This is a genomic window from Neglectibacter timonensis, from assembly GCF_900048895.1.
Taxonomy (GTDB): Bacteria; Bacillota; Clostridia; order Oscillospirales; family Acutalibacteraceae; genus Acutalibacter; species Acutalibacter timonensis.
On the sequence record NZ_LT160639.1, the window covers coordinates 470,849 to 493,636 of the forward strand.

18 protein-coding genes are annotated in these 22,788 nt (G+C 53.2%); 6 read left to right on the forward strand and 12 right to left on the reverse strand.

Annotated features, from left to right (window positions below):
• Positions 1-110 precede the first annotated feature (110 nt).
• The 4 genes from BN3911_RS17690 to BN3911_RS07265 all read right to left on the reverse strand — a co-directional run bounded on the left by BN3911_RS17690 (position 111) and on the right by BN3911_RS07265 (position 2,079).
• Entirely contained in the window at positions 111-245 is a 135-nt protein-coding gene (locus tag BN3911_RS17690; RefSeq protein WP_256191449.1) for a hypothetical protein, read from the reverse strand.
• A gap of 29 nt (positions 246-274) precedes the next feature.
• A complete protein-coding gene (locus BN3911_RS07255; protein ID WP_147578543.1) occupies positions 275-751 on the reverse strand; it encodes a hypothetical protein in 477 nt (158 codons plus the stop codon).
• Positions 752-764: 13 nt separating this feature from the next.
• On the reverse strand, positions 765-1,202 hold the full coding sequence (locus BN3911_RS07260) for a LytTR family DNA-binding domain-containing protein (protein WP_066864286.1): 438 nt from the start codon (positions 1,200-1,202) through the stop codon (positions 765-767).
• Between the two features lie 184 nt (positions 1,203-1,386).
• Positions 1,387-2,079: an RICIN domain-containing protein gene (locus tag BN3911_RS07265; RefSeq protein WP_066863396.1), complete on the reverse strand. Its 693-nt coding sequence runs from the start codon at positions 2,077-2,079 to the stop codon at positions 1,387-1,389.
• Between the two features lie 301 nt (positions 2,080-2,380).
• On the opposite strand from BN3911_RS07265, the gene BN3911_RS07270 reads away from it, so the two are divergent.
• From BN3911_RS07270 to BN3911_RS07285, 4 genes are all read left to right on the forward strand, one after another.
• On the forward strand, positions 2,381-3,220 hold the full coding sequence (locus BN3911_RS07270) for a sugar phosphate isomerase/epimerase family protein (RefSeq protein WP_066863398.1): 840 nt from the start codon (positions 2,381-2,383) through the stop codon (positions 3,218-3,220).
• 24 nt (positions 3,221-3,244) lie between these two features.
• The gene (locus tag BN3911_RS07275; RefSeq protein ID WP_066863401.1) at positions 3,245-5,743 is read left to right on the forward strand and encodes a cation-translocating P-type ATPase; all 2,499 of its coding nucleotides are present in this window, start codon (positions 3,245-3,247) and stop codon (positions 5,741-5,743) included.
• A gap of 267 nt (positions 5,744-6,010) precedes the next feature.
• Positions 6,011-6,433 carry a hypothetical protein gene (locus BN3911_RS07280; RefSeq protein WP_066863404.1) on the forward strand — a complete coding sequence of 141 codons (423 nt, stop codon included), beginning with the start codon at positions 6,011-6,013 and terminating at the stop codon, positions 6,431-6,433.
• A 204-nt stretch (positions 6,434-6,637) separates the two neighbouring features.
• Positions 6,638-7,219, forward strand: a complete 582-nt coding sequence (locus tag BN3911_RS07285) for a GNAT family N-acetyltransferase (protein ID WP_066863407.1) — start codon at positions 6,638-6,640, stop codon at positions 7,217-7,219.
• A 277-nt stretch (positions 7,220-7,496) separates the two neighbouring features.
• Here BN3911_RS07285 and pyrE read toward each other — a convergent pair whose 3' ends face one another.
• The 4 genes from pyrE to asnB form a co-directional block, all read right to left on the reverse strand.
• Positions 7,497-8,159, reverse strand: coding sequence for an orotate phosphoribosyltransferase (gene pyrE / locus BN3911_RS07290; RefSeq protein WP_066863410.1), 663 nt, complete (start codon positions 8,157-8,159; stop codon positions 7,497-7,499).
• A 74-nt stretch (positions 8,160-8,233) separates the two neighbouring features.
• On the reverse strand, positions 8,234-9,214 hold the full coding sequence (locus tag BN3911_RS07295) for a ComEC/Rec2 family competence protein (protein WP_066863413.1): 981 nt from the start codon (positions 9,212-9,214) through the stop codon (positions 8,234-8,236).
• 103 nt (positions 9,215-9,317) lie between these two features.
• Entirely contained in the window at positions 9,318-9,584 is a 267-nt protein-coding gene (locus BN3911_RS07300; protein WP_242871088.1) for a hypothetical protein, read from the reverse strand.
• 213 nt (positions 9,585-9,797) lie between these two features.
• Positions 9,798-11,378: an asparagine synthase B gene (gene asnB, locus BN3911_RS07305; RefSeq protein WP_066863416.1), complete on the reverse strand. Its 1,581-nt coding sequence runs from the start codon at positions 11,376-11,378 to the stop codon at positions 9,798-9,800.
• 741 nt (positions 11,379-12,119) lie between these two features.
• On the opposite strand from asnB, the gene BN3911_RS07310 reads away from it, so the two are divergent.
• Positions 12,120-12,773 carry a CatB-related O-acetyltransferase gene (locus BN3911_RS07310; RefSeq protein WP_066863419.1) on the forward strand — a complete coding sequence of 218 codons (654 nt, stop codon included), beginning with the start codon at positions 12,120-12,122 and terminating at the stop codon, positions 12,771-12,773.
• A 23-nt stretch (positions 12,774-12,796) separates the two neighbouring features.
• Positions 12,797-14,305 carry a phosphohexomutase domain-containing protein gene (locus BN3911_RS07315; RefSeq protein WP_066863421.1) on the forward strand — a complete coding sequence of 503 codons (1,509 nt, stop codon included), beginning with the start codon at positions 12,797-12,799 and terminating at the stop codon, positions 14,303-14,305.
• 44 nt (positions 14,306-14,349) lie between these two features.
• Here the strand turns inward: BN3911_RS07315 and BN3911_RS07320 are convergent, their stop codons facing one another.
• From BN3911_RS07320 to BN3911_RS07335, 4 genes are all read right to left on the reverse strand, one after another.
• Positions 14,350-15,456, reverse strand: a complete 1,107-nt coding sequence (locus BN3911_RS07320) for a class I mannose-6-phosphate isomerase (protein ID WP_066863424.1) — start codon at positions 15,454-15,456, stop codon at positions 14,350-14,352.
• Between the two features lie 159 nt (positions 15,457-15,615).
• Positions 15,616-17,163 (reverse strand): ADP-ribosylglycohydrolase family protein, encoded by a 1,548-nt coding sequence (locus BN3911_RS07325; RefSeq protein WP_066863427.1) that lies wholly within the window; start codon positions 17,161-17,163, stop codon positions 15,616-15,618.
• Between the two features lie 75 nt (positions 17,164-17,238).
• Complete coding sequence (locus BN3911_RS07330; protein ID WP_066863431.1) at positions 17,239-20,100, reverse strand: glycoside hydrolase family 3 C-terminal domain-containing protein; 2,862 nt, start codon at positions 20,098-20,100, stop codon at positions 17,239-17,241.
• A 36-nt stretch (positions 20,101-20,136) separates the two neighbouring features.
• Positions 20,137-22,728, reverse strand: coding sequence for a glycoside hydrolase family 2 protein (locus BN3911_RS07335; protein ID WP_066863434.1), 2,592 nt, complete (start codon positions 22,726-22,728; stop codon positions 20,137-20,139).
• Positions 22,729-22,788 lie beyond the last annotated feature (60 nt).

Consider the following 22,788-nt stretch of genomic DNA (forward strand, 5'->3'; position numbering starts at 1 on the left):
CCCGCCTGTTTTCCTCATTCTATGCAAAAAAAGCCGCCCGCACAAGCAGGCGGGCGGCAAGAGGGAGAACTAAAGGGGCAGCATGCCGGAATCCACGGGTAAGGCGCCGCCTATCCCAGCGTGCCCAGCTGATTGAGCTGGAGTATCCCATCCCGTATTCTCCAGCGATACAGATAGCCCGCCTCCTTCCAATCCACTTCCTCCAAAAGTTCAAAGCAGTCCTCAACAAAATCCTGTTCTTCCACGCGAAGCGTGACTTCACAGTCCTGCCTCTCTATTCCCTTTTTCCGGTCTTTTTCTCCATGATCTTCCGGTTGATCTCCTCGGCATTCTTCTTCGCCCAATGGGAGTTGACCGCCGTAACGGCATAGGTCACCGCGAAAACCGGCACCACCACAGGCAGCAACCCTATCACAGACTCCCAGCTCAGCGGATAGAAGCCAAAAAGTACGCCCTCAAACAGCACAATCAGGCATACCACCGCGCAGCGCAGCAAAGGGTTCAGAAACAGAAACGCATTCGGAGAGAAGTTCAGCCTCTCCAGCCACCCCTCCGGATAGTCCCACAGAAGCATCGCAGCGGAGATCGTGGCGCACATGCCGAACAGCTGCCACACTGTCAGCGGAGTCATATATCCCTCCCAGCCCAGCGGCTTCAGTATCGCCATCAAAAGCACCACTCCGGTGAAGGAGGTGGCGCACATCGTCCAAAAACTCTTGAGCCAGCCCTTACCAAAGAGCTTTCGCTTCACAGCATTTCCCTCCTCAATCTTCAAATTTTTCCCGAAATCCTCTGACATAATGCTTGGAAACAATGAGCTTTTCCCGATTTTTCAGTATGGCCTCCAACCTGCCGTTGAGCTGCGCCCTCACACCCGCCACCACTGCGGCATTCAGAATGCAGTTTTTGCTGATGCGCACAAAGGTGGTGCCCCGCAGCTTTTCCTCCAACTCATAGAGCTTCAAATCGCAGTCCAACACCTCATGCTCCAGATAGAGAAAGGTGCGGTTATCCACAGATTCAAAGTAGCAGATTTCCTCCAGCGGCATCTGCCGCAGCACACCGTCCTTTTTAGCCGGTACAGAAAAGGAATACAGCTTGATCTGCTCGATCAGCCGTTTGAGCCGTTCGTCCATCAGCCCGCACCGGATGATGATCTCAGGTTCTTGCCGGGAGAGCTCTTGTTCGATAATCAGCTTCATACGTATCCATTCCTTTTCTGCCGCCGGAGAGGCCGTTTTTTCCCTTCTGTCCCTATGGTAGCACAGCTTTCCGCTGTGCTGCAACGCTGCTTTGGCAACCTGCCCTTTTTTTGTGGTAAGTTGACTGTTCATGAAAAAACGGCGGTATGCAAAACTGCAACCGCCGTCATTCTCTATCTCCCGTTTACTTCTTTTCCTCTATTTTTGCAGCAGGCTTTTGAGGTTCAGCCGCTTTGGTCAGTTTTTTCTCCGGTTCGGTCTTGAGCGCGGTTTCCTTCTTGGGCTCCGCAGACTTGGCCGCGGGCGCCTTAGCCGCGGCTTTCTTCGGCTGGGCTTTCTTGACCTCCGTGGACTTTACCGCTTGAGCCTTAGTCTCTTCCGTCTTTTTGGCGGCAGTCTTTTTCGCCGCAGGCTTCTTTACGGTTTTCGTCACAGTGGTTTTTTCTGCCTCCTCTGCAACCAGTTTCCACTGCTGGTTTTCGCCGTTTACATCTTCCCAAATCTGGGCAGGCGCACCATCTTCCTCACTCATATCCGCAATATCCAGCACCTTGCCGGACATCACATGAAGCAGCTTTCTATAAGAAGGCCGCACTGTGACCAGCTTCCAGAACTGACTCTCGCCATCTACGTCTTCCCAGGTCTGTGCCCAGGTACCGTTGACCGTACCGTTAGCCATCACATCCAACACCTTGCCGGACGCCTTATTGAATACCTTTACCATATCGCCGTTCTCCACGGTGTACCAGAGCTGGGCGTCGCTTTTTGATATCTCCGCCTGCTCCACCACAAGGCCGTTTTCCAGCCCGGTAGCCTGCAGAGCCTTGCCGCTTCTGCGGTTAACGATCCGAAATTCCGCTGCCTTTTTTGCTGCCATATCATATCCATCCTTTCAAAGATAAAAGCGAATTTTCACTGTGTTACTGCATGTATTATAAACTTTAACAGGCATCTTGTCAAACCTGATCACCGGCCGGAAACCGCATAGCACCGCGGTTTTCGGCCAAAACTGTTTCATTTCGCTCCTGTTTGCAGGCAAAGGCGCGCCGCTTTTGGCAATTATAGGCATTTCCTCCTTTTCCATTTCACTGAAATTCAGCAAAAATTAAATTTCGGTAAATTTGGGAAAACCGCCTTGGAAACCTCATTTTCATGGTGTATACTGAAAGAAATAAAGAATGGGGGAATTTGCCGTGCGGCTAGGCCTTAACTTCACCCCGCCTCATTCCTCTCCGGAGGATTGGGCGGAAAAATTGTATCAAAAAGGGGTGCGTGCCACTGCGTTTCCCCTGGATTATCACGCGCCTGTCTCTCAGATCGACGCCTATGTACAGGCCGCGAAGGAACGCGATATTCTCATTGCTGAGGTGGGTATCTGGAATTCCCCTCACCATACCGACCCCCGGGAAAGGTCACTGGCCCAGGAAGCCTGTCTGGAGCAGCTGCGGCTGGCCGACTATGTGAACGCCCGGTGCGCAGTCAACGTCTCCGGAGCCGCGGGTCCGGTCTGGTACGGATGCTACCGGGACAATTACTCCCAGGCAGTGTATGCGGAGAACGTGGCCTTTATTCAATTCCTCTGCGACGAGGCCAAACCCCGGAACACCTATTATACCCTGGAGGTGATGCAGTGGATGCTACCGGATTCTCCGGAACAATACGCCCGCTTTCTTCAAGATGTTGACAGGGAGCGTTTTGCAGTACACATGGATGCCGTAAATTTCGTGAAGGATCCTTACCTGTGTACCCACCACAACGAAGTGATCGACAAGGCGTTCCGCCTGCTGGGGCCGAAGATACGCAGCTGCCACCTGAAGGACTTCCGGCTGAAGGACGCCACTTCCCTGATGGTGGAAGAAGTGATTCCCGGCACAGGTATGCTGGACATCCCTCATTATTTGGCCTGTGTCGGCCGGCTGGATCCCGATATGCCGGTCCTGCTGGAACACCTTTCCGGCGAGGCGGAGTACGATGAAGCGCTGGCGCGGGTGAGATCCGTCTGCAGCCTTTCAAGATAACAAGCAACAGGAGGAAAAACTGTTTTGTCCCGTAGAGAAAAGCGCATTGCGCCCCAGGAATCAGGGCGCCGCACCGAACACACCCGAAGTGTTGAGAGATTTCATCCCGCTCCCGAAGCAGGACTCACCCCTGAACAAGTCAAGCTGAGAGTACAGCAGGGCTTTCACAACGGCAACACCGGCATCAAGACGAAAACGGAAGGGCAGATCATCCGTGAAAACCTGATCACCTTTTTCAACATCCTGAACTTTCTTCTGGCCATGGCCGTCATCCTGGTGGGCTCTTACCGGGACGCCCTGTTTATGGGCATCATCGTTTCCAACGCCGTCATTGGCTCCTTCCAGGGCATCCGTGCCAAACGTACCATCGACAAGCTCTCCCTGATCTCCGCCCCAAAAGCCGGAGTCGTGCGGGGCGGCCAGCACCTGCATGTGCGGGTAGAACAGATCGTCCTGGATGATATTCTGCTGCTGGCCTCCGGCAACCAGATTTGTTCCGACGCCATTGTGGTAGCAGGGGAATGCGAGGTCAACGAGTCCCTGCTTACGGGTGAATCCGACCCCATTGTAAAACGGCCGGGCGATACACTGCTTTCCGGCAGCTTTGTTGTCAGCGGAAACTGTTCCGCCCAGGTGGAGCATGTGGGCGCTGAAAACTACGCCAACCGGATTGCCGGAGACGCCAAATACATCAAAAAGCGCAATTCAGAAATCATGGATTCCATCGATTTTATTGTCAAGATCATCGGCTTCGGCATTCTGCCCATCGGCGCCCTGCTCTTCTGGAAACAGTATTTTGTGCTGGGCGACGTTCTGCCCAACTCTGTAAGCAGCACGGTGGCCGCTATGGTTGGCATGATTCCGGAGGGCCTGGTGCTGCTTACCAGCCTTGCCTTTGCTGTCAGTGTATTCAAGCTTTCCCGCCACAAGACATTGGTGCAGGATTTGTACTGCGTGGAGACTTTGGCCCGTGTGGACACCCTGTGCCTCGATAAGACCGGCACCATTACCGAAGGTACCATGCAGGTGGACGAATTTGTTCCCTTCGATGGACACACAGAAGAGGACATGACTCAGGCGCTGGGGGCCCTGGTGGACAATCTGCAGGATGACAACCCCACCTTTCTGGCAATCAAGGACCGGTTCCCCTCCTCTTCTCAGTGGCGCGCCTCCGAGCTCATCCCCTTCTCCTCCGCCAGAAAATGGAGCGGGGCTTTCTTCCCGGGAAAGGGGTCTTATCTGATGGGCGCAGGAGAATTCATCCTGCACGATGATTTTGAACGGATTAGAGAACAGGTGGAGGGCTATTCGGAAAACGGGCAGAGAGTCCTGCTGCTGGCTCATTCTCCTGAAGCTTTTGAGGACAAGGAAGTTCCAGCCGCATTGGACTGTATCGGCCTCGTGCTCATCAGTGACAAAATCCGCCGGGAGGCTCCCAGAACCCTGCGCTATTTTGCGGACCAAGGCGTGGACTTAAAGGTAATTTCCGGAGACAACGCCGTAACAGTGTCCAACATTGCTAAAAAGGCAGGTCTGGAAAACGCGGACAAATATGTGGACGCCACCACGCTGGAAACCGACGAGGACGTGCGGCGGGCGGTGCAGGAGTATTCGGTATTCGGCCGTGTAACGCCCCAGCAAAAGCTGGCCTTTGTCAAGGCTCTGAAGTCTGAAGGGCATACGGTCGCCATGACCGGAGACGGCGTAAACGATGTGCTCGCCCTGAAGGAAGCGGACTGCAGCGTGGCCATGGCCTCCGGCAGCGACGCCGCACGCACCGTCTCCAATCTGGTGCTGCTGGATTCCAACTTTGCCTCCATGCCCCTGGTGGTACAGGAAGGCCGGCGCTCCATCAATAACCTGCAGCGCTCCAGCTCCCTGTTTCTCGTGAAGACGATCTTCTCCGCACTGATTGGCGTGCTCTTCATCTTCATCAATTACTCCTATCCCTTCCGTCCCATCCAGCAGACCCTGATCAGCTCTCTGACCATTGGCATCCCTTCCTTTATCCTGGCGCTGGAGCCTAACCGGGACCGGATCCGCGGAAAGTTTATTTTCAATGTGATCAAGATGTGCATCCCGGCGGCATTGACCATGACGGCCAATATCGTCGTCCTCTGTACTCTGAGCGGTCCTTTGGGGCTGACCGTGGATGAGATGTCCACCCTGGCGGTAATCGTCACCTCGCTGGCAGGCTTCATCATGCTTTTCAAGGTATGCACCCCTTTTAACGGCCTGCGCGGCACCCTGTTCGGCGGCCTGCTGATTGCATTCATCATCGCCCTTCTGTTTTTCCGCGACCTGTTCTACCTTACGGATCTCTCTCTGCCCATGCTGATTGCCCTGGCGCCCATGACGCTGTTCGCCATTATCCTGATGCTGGCCCTGCTTCATCTGGTGGATCATGTAATCGCCAATTCACAAAGCCCCGTTTATCCCTTCAAAGGAGGAAAAGGGAAAGCAAAGAAACAGCCGCGTCAGGCCATACAGAATTCCCGTCAATCCCGACATGCAGCCAGGTGATAAAGCGCCGGGCTTTGAGGAAAGAATCCTCTATAAAGCTCTTCTGACATGGCCGGTTTCGTTTTTGCCCTCCACTCTGGGGTCTTCTATGTCCCTTTTGCAGTAAAATAAATGTTTTTCCGTTTTCCTGCTTTATGTGAAAATCAAGGCAGATCTGGTGCGTTTCTTCTTTTTTCTTTGACAATTTTCCATACAAAGATATACTAAAAGAAGACAATGTATAAATTTCTTCGGCAAATTTTCTTGCCGGAAAGAGGGGTATGGTCCATGGACAACAAACCAAGCGGAAAAAACATGATCCTGGCAGCTTCCATTCTATTGCTTATCGGCGGAGTTGTTACTTTTCTCAGTTCTATCGTTGGCATTGCAATGGGAGGCCTGTTTGCAAGCGAAAAGGATACTGCGGGAGCGAGTACTTTGGCAGTTCTGTTTCTTGTCTATTTCATTACGGTTTTCCTCATGTCCATCTTTGAAATAGTGGCGTCCATCTATGGAATTGCAAACCGGAACAAACCCCAAAAAGCAAAGACTTGCCTTGTCATGGGGATCATTCTGGTTCTCATCGCCATTCTGAATATCCTGCTTTCCTTCTACCTCGGAAATTTCGGATTTTCTCTGATTCTCTCCCTCATTCTGCCCTTGCTGTATATGGGCGGCGCATTGATGAACAGACCGGCTCATAATGAATAACCATTCACACAAACTCAGATAAAAAAGATGCCGAATGGCAATGCCACATAGGGAAATAATTGGAAAGTTATAATCAAAAAGGTGTTGTTATCAGCAAAGTAACCCAGAAGCGTGGCAAAACGGTATATGCCACATATTCGGGCGATGGCGCTATCATTGTTGACAACAGAAATATTAAAACGCTTGGAAAGGTTGGAATATATAATGGAAATCAAAGTATGCAAATTGATAACAGACCTACTTGATGATTGGCTTTACTTCTTTGACAATGTGGCATTTGAGGACAACCGGGGATGGTGCGGTTGTTATTGTATGTGCTATCATTGGACTCAGCAACTCGCCAAAGAAAGAGCTTGGGATTGCGATAAAAAATGCGCCCCACTCAACCGAGCAAAGGCCATTGACTTTATTCAGACCGGGCGTATGCAAGGCTACCTAGCTTATAGCGACGGTAAAGTGGTCGGATGGTGCAACTCAAATGAAAAGAAAGCCTACGATAATGTAAATTTCAATTTTGCCGAGGAAATTCCCGACAATGGCGAAAAGATCAAGTCAGTTGTTTGCTTCGCTATTGCACCCGAAAATAGAGGGAAAGGCATTGCTACTGCATTACTTAAATATGTATGCGAGGATGCCCGAAACGACGGATTTGAATATGTGGAAGCTTATCCGTTTGAGCATGACGAAAATGCCGCATACCACGGTCCAACAGCTTTATTTGAGAATAACGGATTTATTCTTTGCAATCGAATTGAAGGCTGCCGTGTCGTAAGAAGGAAACTGTAATCAAATTTACTGTTCACGATTCTCAAGCAATGTTTGAAATTTCTCAATATATCTTATTACGGTATTATTTTAGAAACGAGTGGGAAAAATAGAATTTCGTCGCATACCGCAGCAGCAAGCAGGGAAGCTGTATTGACAATTTCCGAAAGTAAGAAAACGGTGCACCCATTTTAACGAGTTGCACCGTTTTCAATTTAAAAAACTTTCTTATATGGCGTTAGCAAAAGAGAAAGTTCATTCTCTTTCGGCATCCTTTTTTCCCTCTCTGTCTGCTCTATCAGAGCACGCAATACTGCTCCATATAGCCTTCCATGGCCTTCAGCAGCTCCGGGTCTGTGCCGTTTTGCTGGAGGTATTCATGAATGTCCACCACTGTGACGATAGGATGCACCTTTACGCCAAATTCCTCTTCCACTTCCATAATGGCGGTCTTCCCGGGGGTTTGTCCCACTTCACAGCGGTCCACACTGATAAACATATGCGGAACCTTTACTCCGGCACATGCCTTCAGAATGGGCATGGTTTCCCGCACCGCAGTCCCGGCCGTGATCACATCCTCAATAATGACAATGCGGTCTCCATCCTGGGGCTTATAACCCACAATGCTTCCGCCTTCGCCGTGATCCTTCGCCTCTTTGCGGTTGAAGAAATAAGGCTTGTCAATTGCAAAATCCCTATACAGGGCGACTGCACAGGCGGAAGCCAAAGGGATTCCCTTGTATGCCGGACCAAACATGGCTTCAAACTCCCCGCCCACCGTATCCTTGACCAGCTGTGCATAATAGCCGCCCAGCCGGGCCAGCTGTGCGCCGGTTTTATAGTTTCCCGTATTTACGAAATACTGCGTATTCCGTCCGCTTTTGGTGACAAAATTTCCAAAGCGAAGCACGTCGGCAGACATCATAAACTCGATAAATTCTTTTTTTTGCTGTGTGAGCATAGAAGACCCCTCTTTCTCAAAATAAATGATAATTTTTTCATTTTAAGGCTCTGTTTTTCAGAAAACCTCACTTCCTAATATTTGGCCTCCACGGAATTCAACCCGGTCCATAGCTCCAATCCATGACCGCCGCTGGCAATCAGCACCGTGCCGTCCTCATCAGTTCGGAGAATCTCCACCCCCAGTTTTTCCAGCTTCTGCAGCGTCCCGTCATGAGGATGGCCGTAACTGTTCTCCGCCCCGCAGCTGATGACTGCATAGCTGGGATTCACCGCTTTCAAAAACTTGGCGGAGGTGGAGGTTCTTGAACCATGATGGCCGCATTTGAGCACATCCGCCGATACGTCGTATCCTGCGTTCAGAATTTCTTTTTCGCTCGGGCTTTCCGCATCTCCGGGGAACAGGAAGGTATCTTCTCCGTAAGTAAAACGGATGACCGCAGAATAATTGTTCACGTCCTCCCAAACCTCATCCTTGCGGGGCGCCAGAACTTCAAAGCTGGCGTCCTCCGGACCTTCCAAAAAGGCGCCTGCGTAAAGCTCATTGACAATCAAATTCTTTTCCATCACTGCATCCAACAGCTTTTCATACGCCTTTGTGGTGGGCGTTTGCTCCTCCGGCAATAAGGGCATATAGATACTTCCGATTTCAAAGCGCTGTACAATCCGGGCCATACAGCCCATATGATCGGTATGCGGGTGGCTTTCTATGAGAAGGTCGATACGCTCTATTCCAAGTTCCTGCAGGTACTGGATCAGGCCTTCCGCATATTCATATTCCCCCGTATCCAACAACACATTGAAATAGCCGGATTCTCCCGGAATCCGGATGAGCTCGCTGTCTCCCTGGCCCACATCCAGAAAAAACACCTGCGTTTTTCCCTCGGCGGAGGCAGGTATGGCCTGCGAAGCCAAAGACGATACTCCCTGCTCCTCCGGCAGTTCCAGAATGCCCAATCGGTTCAGCGCTATGAAAGCCAGGGCTATGACAAATACGACAGCCAGCGTAGAAAAACTGGCCCTGCGGTTTACACCGCTTCCCCTTTTTCTTCCCATACCAGACTTTTCTCCTAAAAAAGGGGGCGGCTTTGCGAAAAATGACAGCCAATACCCCTTTCAAAACATCCAGGGGCACAGGCCTTTCGCAAGCCGTCCCAGCCTATTCTTCGGGATTTCCCGACTTGTAGAGATTGAAGCGGAAAAGCTTCGATTCGTCAGATTCTTTTTCACACATGACAAAGGCCTCCGCAATTTTGCCGCCTTCGATCAAGGCCGTCAAACCCACCAGCTGGCAAAGCTTGCTCTTCAAATTCAGCCGGTTGCCGTCGCGGGTCATCAGATAAACCTCGCCCTCGCAGCTGTCCAGCACCTTCAGGAACTCAGGCACATCGATATCGTGCAGTTCCACCATTTTGGGAGACATCATTCTTTCCTCCTTCACTCTTTGGATTCCTTTGCCATCATAACACAAACCTAAAAAAATGGCAACATACCTTTCACAGAGAACTCCTCTGCCGCAGCCGTTTCCCTCTGCAGACTGTCTTGATGTGAGGAGCTGGGATCCGCACTATTCAGCTTTGGTCCAGATATTGCAGAAAGATGCCGCTCTCCTGCAGCCGGATGACGGACCAGCGGCGTTTCAGACGCCGCTGGTCCCATAGTTAGGGAGAACTCTTGCACTGGGATCCCCCACATCGCAGCCTTCCCATTCTCTGTTGGGCATCCAGAACCCCGCCACCATGTTTGCCTGCCCCGGATAGTGCCGTTCAAACAGCTCCCGGTACAGCAAAGATTCCTTGGTAAAGGGCCTTACATAGCGATAGGCCCCCGCCCGGTCCCGAAATTCCCTGTCCGTGTAACACTCTTCCGCATATTCTTTGAGGTCGTCTACCAGGGAATGCCCGACAGCGTCGGAAAAGGCGGCCTTTTCCCGGTACAGGATAGAATCGGGCAGATATCCCCCAGCAAAAGCCCTGCGGAGCAAGTATTTCCCCTTGCCGTACCGGTTGAGCTTCTTCTCCGGATCAATACTCATCACATAGCTTACAAAATCCAAATCGCCGAAAGGGACGCGTGCTTCCATAGAATTTGCGGAAATGCAGCGGTCTGCCCGAAGTACGTCATACATGTGCAGCTCCCGGATTCTTTTCTCCGCTTCCTCCTGAAAGGCTTGGGCGTCGGGCGCGAAATCCGTATACTTATACCCGAACAGTTCATCAGAGATTTCCCCCGTCAGCAGAACCCGCACATCGGTTGTCTCATGGATGAATTTACAAAGCAGGTACATGCCCATGCTGGCACGGATTGTGGTGATATCATAGGTTCCCAACACCGATACCACCTCCTCCAGAGAGGAGAGCACCATTTCCCGGTCGATGAGCACTTCTGTATGGTCGCTGCCGAGATAGTCTGCCGCCTCCCGGGCATATTTCAGATCGATGGCGTCCTCCTTCATTCCAATGGCAAAGGTCTGGATGGGCTTTTTCAGCAGCTTTGCCGCCACGGCACAGACCAGAGAACTATCCAATCCTCCGGACAGAAGGAAGCCAAGAGGAGCGTCCGCGTCCAGCCGCTTTTCAATGCCCCTCACCAGTTTTTCCCGAATGTTTCTGCAAATCGTTCCCACATCGTCCCTGCACACCTCCTCCACTGCAGCGGGGTCACGATAGCAGATAAACCGTTCGCCGTCCCAGTAGTGACCGGGAGGAAAAGGCATGATTTCAGCCGCAAGTCCCACCAGGTTTTTGGCTTCGCTGGCAAACAACATTTTTCCAGAAGAGCTTCTGCCATAGTACAGCGGACGGATACCGATGGGATCTCGAGCCGCCAGGAACAAATCCTGTTCGCCATCATAGAGGATCAGCGCGAATTCCGCATCCAGCATTCCGAACATGGCAGTGCCGTACTCCCGGTAGAGCGGAAGCAGCAGTTCACAGTCCGAGTTGCTGTAAAACCGGTAGCCCTTTTCTTCCAATTGTCCTTTCAATGTACGGAAACCGTACAATTCCCCATTGCAGACTACGGAATCTCCGCCCAAAGTAAAGGGCTGCATGCCGCTCTCCTCCAGCCCCATAACGGCCAGACGGTGGAAAAACAACGTTCCCGAGGGAGTATCCAACTGCCTGGACATATCGGGGCCCCGCGACTTCGTCTTTTCGAACCCCTGCAGCAGCGCGTCCAGCGCCAAATCTTTTCCCGTGTAACCCATGATCGAACACATGACAAAAGCACCTCCGAGTATTTTTTTCTCCGTAAGGGCAGAGCGTTCGAATAGAGTAGGCCTGCTCTGCCAAACGGTGGGAAATAAAAACCGACAGCCAAAATCCTAAAATCTTAGGACGAATAGCTGTCGTTACTCGCGGTGCCACCTAATTTACCGTTTCCGGTCACCTTGTTCCGCTTCCATCAAAGCGGGAACGGCTGTAACGCGCCGCCACGCGTCTCCCCTACCGGGCCTGTTCCCCAGAAAACGGGAATCAGCCTTTGGGTTCGAGGCTCCGGAGTGTTATTCGCGCCGGTCCATACCGTGAGGCTCTCACCATCCCTCACTCTCTGGAGGCGGTTCCGCCGCTACTTCTCTCCATCCAAGCCATGAACATATTTTATTTTTATAATTTATATCACTTTTCTCACCATTCGTCAAGTAAAATTTCAGATCTCACTGTGTTTAACATTCTATGTCTGCAAAATTTTTTCTCCTGTTGAATCGCGTTATGTTTTTTGTTATTATACTAACAAAATGGTCTATCAGTTATGTAGAGAACAAATTGAGTTACTGGAATTCAGAAATCAACTAATAGGGCTTGACGATAGACTTTTTATGTTTTGCAGAATTAGAACATTTGATTTGGATGTGATGATCCCATGAAATTCAGTGGGCTTAGAAAACTGAAGGCCGTGGCAACGGCCGGAAAAATTTATACCGGAGGTGATTATCTGACAAAGAGAGGTTTCTGAAACAATGAAAAATATCCCAGACCCAAATGTGGTTTTTCCAAACACCTACAAGACGTCCTGTTTTCTCAAAAATGTAGTCTCCTCTCCTAATGTCTTCATTGGGGATTACACCTATTATGACGACCCTGAAGATCCCACTGGATTTGAACAAAACAACATCCTGTTTCACTATCCGGAATTTGGCGACAGGCTGGTTATAGGTAAATTTTGTTCCATTGCCAGCGGTACTAAATTTATTATGGGCGCTGCAAACCATCGCCTCAGCAGTGTCACCACTTACCCTTTCCACGTCTTCGGCGGAGCTTGGGAGGAACATACGCCTCCCCATCTGGAACAGCTGCCCAGAAAGGGAGACACCGTTGTGGGAAACGACGTGTGGATCGGCAGGGAGTCCGTAATTATGCCCGGCGTAACCATTGGAGATGGCGCCATTGTAGCCGCCTACTCAGTGGTGACACGGGATGTAGATGCCTACACCCTGGTAGGTGGAAATCCAGCGCGTTTTCTGAAGGACAGATTTGACCCTGAGCTTACCGCCCTGCTTCTAAAATTTCAGTGGTGGAACCTGGAGCCCGCCAGACTGGTAGACTTCCTGTCCTTGCTGTGTGATTCCAATCTGGACCAGGTAAAAGACAAACTGCACGCCATACTGTCATAGGGTTCATTTGAAAGGAGTATTTTATGGAATTTCTCAAGCTCAAAAGCGGAACGGATATCCGCGGCGTCGCAAGCGACGGCGTAGCCGCTGAGCCGGTCACCCTCACAGACGAAGTGGTGGAGGCTATCGCCGCCTCCTTCCTGGTCTGGTGCGAAAGGCATCTGGAAAAGACGAGCGCCGGCCTGCGCGTCGCGGTAGGACACGATTCCCGCATCTCGGCAGATCGGATTTCCGCCTGCCTCAAACGGGTATTCCTGTGCTACGGCGTGCACATGCTGGACTGCGGCCTGGCATCCACCCCGTCCATGTTTATGGCGACTATGGACCTGCCCTGTGACTGCTCCGTACAAATCACCGCCAGCCATCATCCCTTCCACCGTAACGGCCTGAAGTTCTTTACGGGAGAGGGCGGTCTGGATTCGCCCGACATCACTGAAATACTGCAGGGTGCGCAGGAAAATGCGAAGCCCGGCGTCCTGCGGGAAGGCGTCTATGAACGTGTCGGCTACATGTCCGCCTATGCGGAACGGCTGAGAAAAACGATTCAGGAAGGCGTTCGTGCAGAAGAGTACGAACATCCGCTGCACGGCTTTCACATTGTGGTGGACGCCGGAAACGGCGCAGGCGGTTTCTATGCCACCGAGGTGCTGGCGCCTTTAGGGGCGGATATTTCCGGGAGCCAGTTTTTGGAGCCGGACGGAAGGTTTCCAAACCACATCCCCAATCCCGAGAATGAAGAGGCCATGCGTTCCGTCTCTCAGGCAACCGTAAGGGCAGGCGCGGATTTGGGCGTCATCTTCGACACCGATGTAGACCGCGGCGGCGCGGTAGACAAGGCAGGCGAGGAAATCAACCGCAACCGTCTAGTGGCGATTGCCTCGGCCATCGCACTGGAGGACAACCCCGGCGGTACCATTGTCACGGATTCCATCACCTCGGACGGTTTGAAGGATTATATTGAAACCACCCTGGGCGGAAAACACCATCGCTTTAAACGCGGCTATAAAAACGTCATCAACGAGGCGCTGCGGCTCAATCGAGAGGGCATTAACTGCCCGTTGGCCATCGAGACAAGCGGACATGCCGCCATGCGGGAAAACTACTTTCTGGACGACGGGGCTTACCTGGTGACAAAAATCATCATCAAAATGGCATCTGTAAAAAAGGAAGGCAGGAATCTGGAGGACTTGTTGGCTCCATTAAAGGAGCCGGCGGAGGCCGCCGAAATCCGTTTGCCCATTACAGAGGAAAATTTCAGGGCGCGGGGAGAACAGCTGATCGCCGCACTGGAAATATATGCCGAAGAAAAGGGCTGGGCGATTGCCCCGGACAACCGGGAAGGCATCCGCATCTCTTTCCCCAAGGGAGAAGGGGACGGCTGGTTTTTGCTGCGGCTCTCCGTCCATGACCCCATCCTCCCGCTGAATATCGAGAGCAACATGGCGGGCGGCGTCCGGCAGATCATAGAAAAGCTGAAGGAATTCTTTTCTTCGCACAGTGAGGGCATCGATCTCACGCCCATTCTGAAATGAAAAAGGGAGGCCGTGGAGAATTTTCTCCACGGCCTCCCTTCCTGTCACGGCCTGTACTTTTCTGGAGTGAAGCTGACGCCCGCCGGGTTGCAGAGCAGCAGGGAAAGGGCCTCTCCCTCCTGCGCCCGTACGGTGAGCGCCCCGCAGGAATTGGGGAAAAAGAGCTCATCCGCCTGCTTCAGGGGCAGTTCACAGCCGCCGCAGAAAAGTGTTCCGCTGCCAGAAAGCACAATTGCCACCTGGGGATAGCCGGTACGTACCAGCTCCGTCTCTCCAGTCAGGTCGAGGCGGGTAAAGGAAAAATACTCCGTCTGTCCGGGGCCGATGAGCAGCTGTTCTTTCCCCCAGTCCCCTCTGCGCACCGTCTGCGGCGGGATCCGGTATTTTTTCAGGTTCTCTTCGTAATCCGCCCCATCGTAATGATAGCAGCCCAGAAGCCGATCCCTGTGGCGAAGCTGTTCTTCCGGCGAGGCCTCCCTCAGTTTCCTGGCCCCCACAGTGATATCGGAAGGTTCCTGCACCTCCGCCACGAAACAGCCCCCACCGATGGCATGGGGCGTGCCTGCCTCGATAAAATAGGTATCCCCCACCTCCACTGGAATCTTATGGCAGCAGTTTTCCATGGCTGAAATATCGCCGTCATCAAATCCGCGGGCAAAATCTTCCCGGGTAACCCCCTCCTTAAAGCCCAACAGCACATAAGGAGGTTCCGCACTGTCTTCCCGCTTGCTGAGGACATACCAACTTTCCACCTTGCCGTAATCGCTGTCAAACTGCGCCTTGGCATAGTCGCGGGTGGGATGCGTCTGCAGACCCAGCTGCCGCTGCGCATCCAGCAGCTTCACCAGCACTCCCAGTTTTCCCCCGTTCTTCTCCTGATGCGCCTTTCCCAGCACCTGCTCCGGACAGGCGTCAATGACCTCGAACAGATAGCAGCGCCTGCCGTCCGGCAGAATGCATTCTGCGCAGCCATCGTTGGGACCTCCCTTCTCTGCCGCGTCCGAGGTACGGGTATCGGACCCCACCCAGGCTTCCGGCCTGCCGTCGTCCTCTCCGGGGAATATTCCCCGGAACCTGTCGATCTCTCTTCCGCCCGGATAGCGTACAATCTTGTTTTGTACCAGTTTCCAGGGATATTCATACCATTCCATAACAAACTCCTTCCTCCATTTACGTTCTGCGGTGAGCTGTTCTCAGGCCGCAGCCACTTATTATTCTCTTTCCTCAAAGGCCAGCAGCGCCGCTTCCAGCTCCGGAAAGCTGCCGGCCTCTTTCCCTGTGTATTCCAACTTCCTTTTCCAGCTACAGCTTTACACCCTGGGCTGGTTCGGGCAGGCAGGCGGGCCGTTTTTCTCGAATTTTGCGGGGATCACCTCGCCCCTTTCATTCAGCAGCACAAAGGGCACATGGTAAATTCTGCCCCGCTTGCTGTCCTCAAAGCCGATTTCCAGCACAAAGCGGTACAGCGGCCGGACAGCCTGCTCTACTTCCAGGAGGAAATCCACTGCGCGGATGCCGGAACCCATATGGCCCATGGTCACAAAGGTGCTCAGATCCTTGGAAGGGGATACCGTTACCTCATCCGGCGTGTACAGATGCAGCCAAAGACGCTCGGAAGAAACGCTCTTTGCCGTGTTGGAAACCCGGAAACGAACCCTTTTCTGCTCTCCGGCCCGCAGAACCGGGTCGCCGCAGTAATCCACCCTCACGTTGAGATAGTCGAAGCAGTAACGCACTACATGCATCTCGTCGTAGATATTTTTAAAATATGGCTTCGCCTCAAAGGAGGGGATGTCCTCTTCCCGGTACAGGCCAAACTGCTCCACCGCAGCCTGATGCAGCTTTTCCACCCGGGCCGAGAATTCGTAGATGTCCTTGGGAATCCGGTTTTCCATTCGGAAGGGATCGATACTGATGGTCTTCAGCCTGGTGCCGATGGGGTCGATCCACTTCCGGTCGATGGAATCGATCCCATACCGTATGCCGAACAGGGAGGCAATAGTCCCGGCGGTGCAGTCCGTGTCCTCCCCAAAGGAGACGGCGGTGCACATGGCTTTTTCCAAGTCTCCCTCTCCGTAGAGCAGACTGTAGGCAATGATGAACAGATTTGAAGGTACATCCCAGCCGAAGGGGCCTTCTCCATACCCCTTTGCCTCATCCTCAGGCGAAATATAGTGCCATTCGATATGGCCGATAAAGTTCTGCAGCATCTGCTCCCGGGCTGCCATGGGCTCCAACCCTTTTTCCCAGCAGTCCCATCCCGCACGTACGGCTCGGGCCACCGCACAGTCCTCCGGAAGATAAGAAAGACCTATTTGAAGAAGCTTCTTTGTGTCGTTCTCAAAAAAAGCCGCGCTCTCCACAGCGGCGGTAAATACCTCGGCATATACGCCCTCGCCGTCGCCATGATCCACCAATGCGTCTTCAAAGGCATATTTTGCCGCCAGCTCCGGGTAGCCTGGGAATAGGCAAGCCCAAATCTCCGAACGGATGAAAGAGCCGCAGCTGTCCTTGAAATCGTTGTTATAAATCCCGCTGTAGGGCGGTTCCAGCCCCACCCGCAGATTGGCCTTGGCTGTGCCGTACTCCGCATGGGTAAAAATCATCAGCTCGTTGAAATACTGGCCCAGAATCTTCGCGTCCACCTTCAGGCCATGGTCCTCCAGTGCCAGCAGCCAGAGCACCTGTATGTCCAAATCATCGTTGGGCAGGGGCTCCCCACTGATATCGTGGGTGTAATAGGAGACGTCGTTTTTACTCCGGTTCCACTCCATGGGCATTCCCAGCGTACCGCCGATATTCTTGCCGATCCAGCAACCCTCTACCTTCTTTCTATAGTCCTCTGCGTTCAATTTCATCAAATTATCATTCCTTTCTGTGAAAACAGGGCGGAAACCGGCGCATCCCGGCTCCGCCCTGCCATCCTGCTGCAGTTATTTCCTGTAAAAACGGAACGATTTCAAAGAGGTCTGCTTGGTAAAGCAAATCCGCAGATTCAGCACGCCTGTGCGGGGCTGAATTTCACAGTCTGCCGCGTCAAACCTGGTGAGGCCGCCCGTGCCGATTCTGCTGCAGACGCCGAGAATCTCTCCCGTTGTGTTGTCCGCCAACATCAGCTCCACCTGTCCGGCGGGAGAGGAAAGCTGCGCCTCAAAGGCATTGCAATCCCCAAGATCCAAGCCCTCATAGACGGCGAAGCTTCGGAAATCCTTGGCCTCCAGATAGGGGACGCCGTCCCGCTTATCCGTGAGGAACTGCACGTTCCGGCAGTCCGCCGTATCGATGGCGTTGATCTTTTTCCGGGCATCCCTTCCCCTGCGTTCCTCTCCGCAGATATGAATGCTCAGCCGCTGCCGGATGTCCTCGGAGGAAGCGCCGAATTCCAGTACATACTCCCCATCATCCACCGCAAAACGCTCCTCCTCAGAATTCCAGAAGGCCAAATCAGAAACCGGGAAAGAAAGGCAAATCTTTGTGTTACCACCCGCCTTTACGGGCACTCTGGCGAAGGCCTTCAGCATTTTCCGCGGCCGGGTATAGACAGATTCCGGCGGCGCCACATAAAGCTGTACCACCTCGTCGCCATCGCGGTCCCCGGTGTTTTCCACCGTCACCCAAGCCGTGACGGTATCCTCTGTCCCATAGGAGGTCTTCTCCGTTTCGGCGCCGGTATAGTCGAAACTGGTATAGCTCAGGCCATAGCCGAAGGGATAGAGGGGCTTTCCATCGAAATAGAGATATGTCGTTCTGTTCTTCATGATATCATAGTCATCCAGAGCAGGCAAGTCCCGAATGGAGCGATACCAGGTTGTGGGCGTACGGCCCGCCGGATTATTTTCCCCGAAAAGCGTCTCCGCGGCCACATGGCCCAGACAAGGTCCCAGATGGGTAGAGCAGAGCACAGCCCCTGCCTTCTCCCGCTCCTCTGTAATGGAGTAGGGATAGCCCGTCACCAAATAAAGCACCGTATTGGGGTTCTTTTCACACACGGCGTCCAAAAGCGCGCTCTGCGCCCTGGGCAGGCGGATATCGGGACGGTCGTACTCCTCTCTGGCATTGATCAGCGGATGGTTTCCACCGCATACCACAGCGTAGTCCGCCTCCTGGGCCAGCTTGGCGGCCCGCGCCTTTCCGTCAGAAACCACTGTCAGCTCAAATTCTTTTTCCGGCCCGTCTCCGGGCTCCGGGGAAGAGACTACGCGCCCCGTCTCCTCAGTGAGAATGGAACGGCCCTGCCAGGAAGAAAGGTAGAGAATGCCTTCCTCTTCCTTGGCTTTGAGAAGCTCCATGACAAACCAGCCGAAGGCCTCGCCGGCCACACAGTTCATACCGATGTTCAAATCCAGCGTGGTCTTCTTCTCCTGCTGTTCTACCTGAGCGAAGCCTCCGCCCTCTGTCACATATTTTCCAGTTTTCAGCGAGCGAAATGTCCAGGAACCGAAATCCCAGTCATTCTTCTCAAATACCTCTGCTCCGTCTGCGTCCGCATCCGCTATAAGCTCGCCCTGGTTCCCCAGGCGGACGTATTTTCCCGTTTTACGGGATTTTAGTATCACATTGTCAAAACCTTCGTCAAACAGCACTCTGTTCTGTCCCAGCTTTTCCCGCAGGCCCTTGACCACCGGCGTCTGATCCGGGGCATACCCACAGTACCAGCAGGTATAGTTCTCATTGGAAAGCGGCCCCACAACGGCAACCTTGCCTGTGCCGTCGTCCCGAAGGGGTAGCAGCCCCTTGTTTTCCAGCAGAATCACAGACTCTCTGGCCGCCTGTACCGCCAGCTTCTTGTGGTCGGAGCAGGCCAGTCTGGAACGGTCCATCTTCCCATAGGGGTTCTCCTCAGGGTCAAAATCGCCCAGCAAAAACCGCAGCCGGAACATGTCGATCAGAGCCTTGTCCAGATTTTCTTCCGTCAGGTATCCTCTCTCCAGAGCCTCCCGCACGGCGGGATCCACCATGTCCCTGCTGTCCAGCATCATATCGGCGCCCTTGCCCAAGATATCCCCGATCGATTTGGCATGATCCTCAAAGGTGCGGTGCGCCGCTACATTCTGCCCAAAATCGCCGCCGTCGCTGACAGCAAAAACCATGCCCCACTGCTTTTTGCAAAGCTCCGTCACTTCCGGATTGTTAACGCCCTCTACACCGTTGATCAGGTTGTAGGCCGTCATCAGCCCCACCGCGCCGCCTTCCCGGATGGCAGGCTCAAAGGCCTTCAAATAATATTCATGCTTGAGCCGCGGCGTCACATTGGCATTGGTGGTCTGCCGTTCGTTCTCATAATTGTTGGCATAGAAATGCTTCAGCAGCGGCGCGGATTTTAAGTATTTGGGATCTTTACCCGCAAGCCCCCTGGTATAGGCAACCGACATGCGGCCTGTCAGGCAGGGGTCCTCTCCGTACGCCTCCTCGTTGCGGCCCCAGCGGGGGTCCCGTTCCATATCGACGGTTGGGCCGAACAGCACCAAAGAGCTGGGCTGTTCCTCCATCTGGCTGCTGATGCGCACCTCGTCGCCAGCCATATCTCCCAGCTTTTCCATCAGGACATCGTCGAACATGGACGCCATGCCCCAGGGCTGGGGCAGTATGGTGGTTTCCCTCTTTCCGTTTCTCTGTACCAGGCCCCGGGCAATCTCCACGCCAAAATGCACTTTGGAAATCCCCAGACGAGGCACTGCGTCCAAATTGGAGGTGACCATGCCGATCTTTTCCTCCAGCGTCAGGTGGGAGACGATATCACGGGCCCGCTCCTCCGCAGGGAGGGAGGAATCCTGAAACCGATAGGTAGTTTTCATCTGTTCTCTTCCTTTCTATGCAGAAGCAAACCCTTGTCAGAAGGATGCTTCCTGAAATTCGTCTGCTGCAGAGCGTTCGCCAGGCTCCATCTCCGCCGTATAAACAACGGGTTCCTCCGTGCAGTTCAGGACGCGCACGGTTTTCTTTTCACCGGGATAGAGCTTGAAATAATTGTCGCTGTAATGGACCCGGTCATCCGAGGTCTTGAGATATGCCACCGGCACATAGGCATCTGCCGAGACCGTGACCATCAGATCATTTCCGTCTTTCTCAACAGAATCCACCTTCACCTGTGCTTTGGGGAAGGCCACATCCCGGTAATAAGCCCGCAGGCTGTCTGCAGTTTCAAAACCGCTTTCCAGGGCGCTTGCAAAGAAGAAGCCCTCCCGGAGATCCCCCTCGCCGTCAAAGTCAAACTGCTGCCAGGAATGAGCCGGCACCTGAAGGGTTTTGCTTCCCGTGCAGGCCTTCTCACCTGTGAATTTCATATACCCATACCGGATTTCTGCAGAAACGGTTTCCGGCGTCTCGTTAATTACCGTGACGACTGCGCCGCCCTCACGGCTGCGCACAATGAGCTTGCGGGTGTCAAACGCCCGCTTCAGGAAATAGAAAGACACCTTCCTCGTCAGGTAATAGTCGATTACCGTCCAGCCGGTTTCCGGCCAGCAGTCGTTGTACATCCAGATCAAGTCGCCCGCACCATAGGGCTTCTGGCGCATGGCCTCCGACATTTCTGAATACAGACAGCCCTGCATGATTCCACTGTAAAGCAGATAGCCTTGCATATCCAGTTTGGAAAAATCCGTAAGATGACGGTTGATTGCACCATCTATCCCATTGCGCTTGCGGTCAAACTCGCCGTGATGCTTCCAGATTTCGCCGCCGCGCACCACTTCTTCTCCGTCATGATACCGCTGCACCGTACTCTCCATCTGTGCGCCAAAGAAGCCATATTCACTGGAAAACCGGGCCGGCATGCGGTCGAAGGCTTCCAATTCATAACTGAATTTAAATTTCGTTTTGGGATCCCTGCCCAGATAGGTCCAAGCGTGCACGTCGCCGTCGTCCACCTGGTTCGCCTTGCCTCCAAAATAAGGGGAGGAAGGCATATAGGGAATACGGGGACTGTTCTGATGCACCGCGCTGGGCTGGATGTAGTTGAAAATTTTCTCTCCATAGAAGCGGTCCGGAGCGATGGGTTCCGGGAACCAGTCGGTGATGGATTCCGAAATCTCGTTATTTCCGGTCCATACCGCCATACAGGGATAGTGGGCCAGGCGCTTGGTCTGATAGTCCGCCTCACGCTGCGCCTCAAAAAGGAAGCTGTTCAGCGTATCGGGGTAGAAGCCACAGGCATACATGAAATCATGCATCAGCAAGATACCGCACTCGGAACAGTACTCGTAGAAGCAGTCCGGCTCATAAGTACCGCCGCCCCACATGCGGAACATAGTAAAGCCTGCGGCCTTGCCTTCTTCTACCAGAGTGCGGTAGGTGGAATCGGGCGTACGCAGATAGACGGAGTCAGTGGGGACCCAGTTGCCGCCCTTGCAGAATACCCGCACTCCGTTTACACGGAAGAAGAAATTCCGGGTGCCGTCGGAGAGCTTCGAATGGTCGATCTCCACTGTGCGCACACCCACCTTTTTCACCCGGTCCTCCACGGTGTTCCCCATACAGGTGCAGCGGGCGTGCAATTCATAGAGATTCTGTTCCCCGTAGCCGTTGGGCCACCAAAGTTTTGCCTGCTGCAGTTCCACCTTTTCCTGAGCGTAATTGAGGCCTCCCACCAGCAGCAGTTCCTGCCGTCCCTGATAGACGGGCTTGCCGTCAAACAAAAGCTCATACTCTAAAACCGCTTCTGCAGAGGCGGTCATATTAGTCTTATCCAGCTCAAAGAAGAATTCCACTTCCGCATTCCCATCCTGAAGGAAACAGGTATCCATCCGGGAGGATATGATCTTCGCCCCGCTGAAGGCCTCCAGATAAATAGCGCGGCCGATGCCGCAGGTGGGGACAGGCTGGCACCAATCCCAGCCGTAGGTGAACTGGGGTTTCCGCAGATACACCCGCTGGTCGCAGATCGCATTGTCGCTGGCGCAGTAGAAGGAGATTGCATCCTTCGGATACTGATCTTCTATGCCGGAGGTCAGCCGGATCACCAGGGTGTTGGTTCCAGGCTTCAGAAACCGCTTCACATCTTCACAGAAAGGACAGAAGGCATTGGTATGCCGTGCCATCGGCCTGTAATTGAGAATGATGTCCGCCTTAAAGTCCAGCATCTCAATATTCAGGCGGATGACGTCCTCCTGCAGCATTTCCTCCGTGACTTCAAATTCCTTGAAAAACCACCAGGACAAGTCCCTGATCCAAAGGCAGTTTTTTGTATTCGTCTTTATCAGGGGCTCTTCGATCACTCCATTTTCCACCAGGGGGGTAATCACATCACAGGGCACCTGGGCTCTCATAAATCCAGTTTTGGCAGGAAAGGCATTGGGGGATTTCCCATGATAGACGGTAAACGGCCCGTCAGGCTTTGCCGCCACCTCGGCAACACGTTCGGGTCCCACATCGAGGAACTCAGCGCGCAGCCTCCATTCTCCGGCCAGGTTCAGTTTTTTCAATACAGACAACTCCTTTTTTGTTACACGATTGTTTCACATTTCCCGGTAAGTACACAGGGG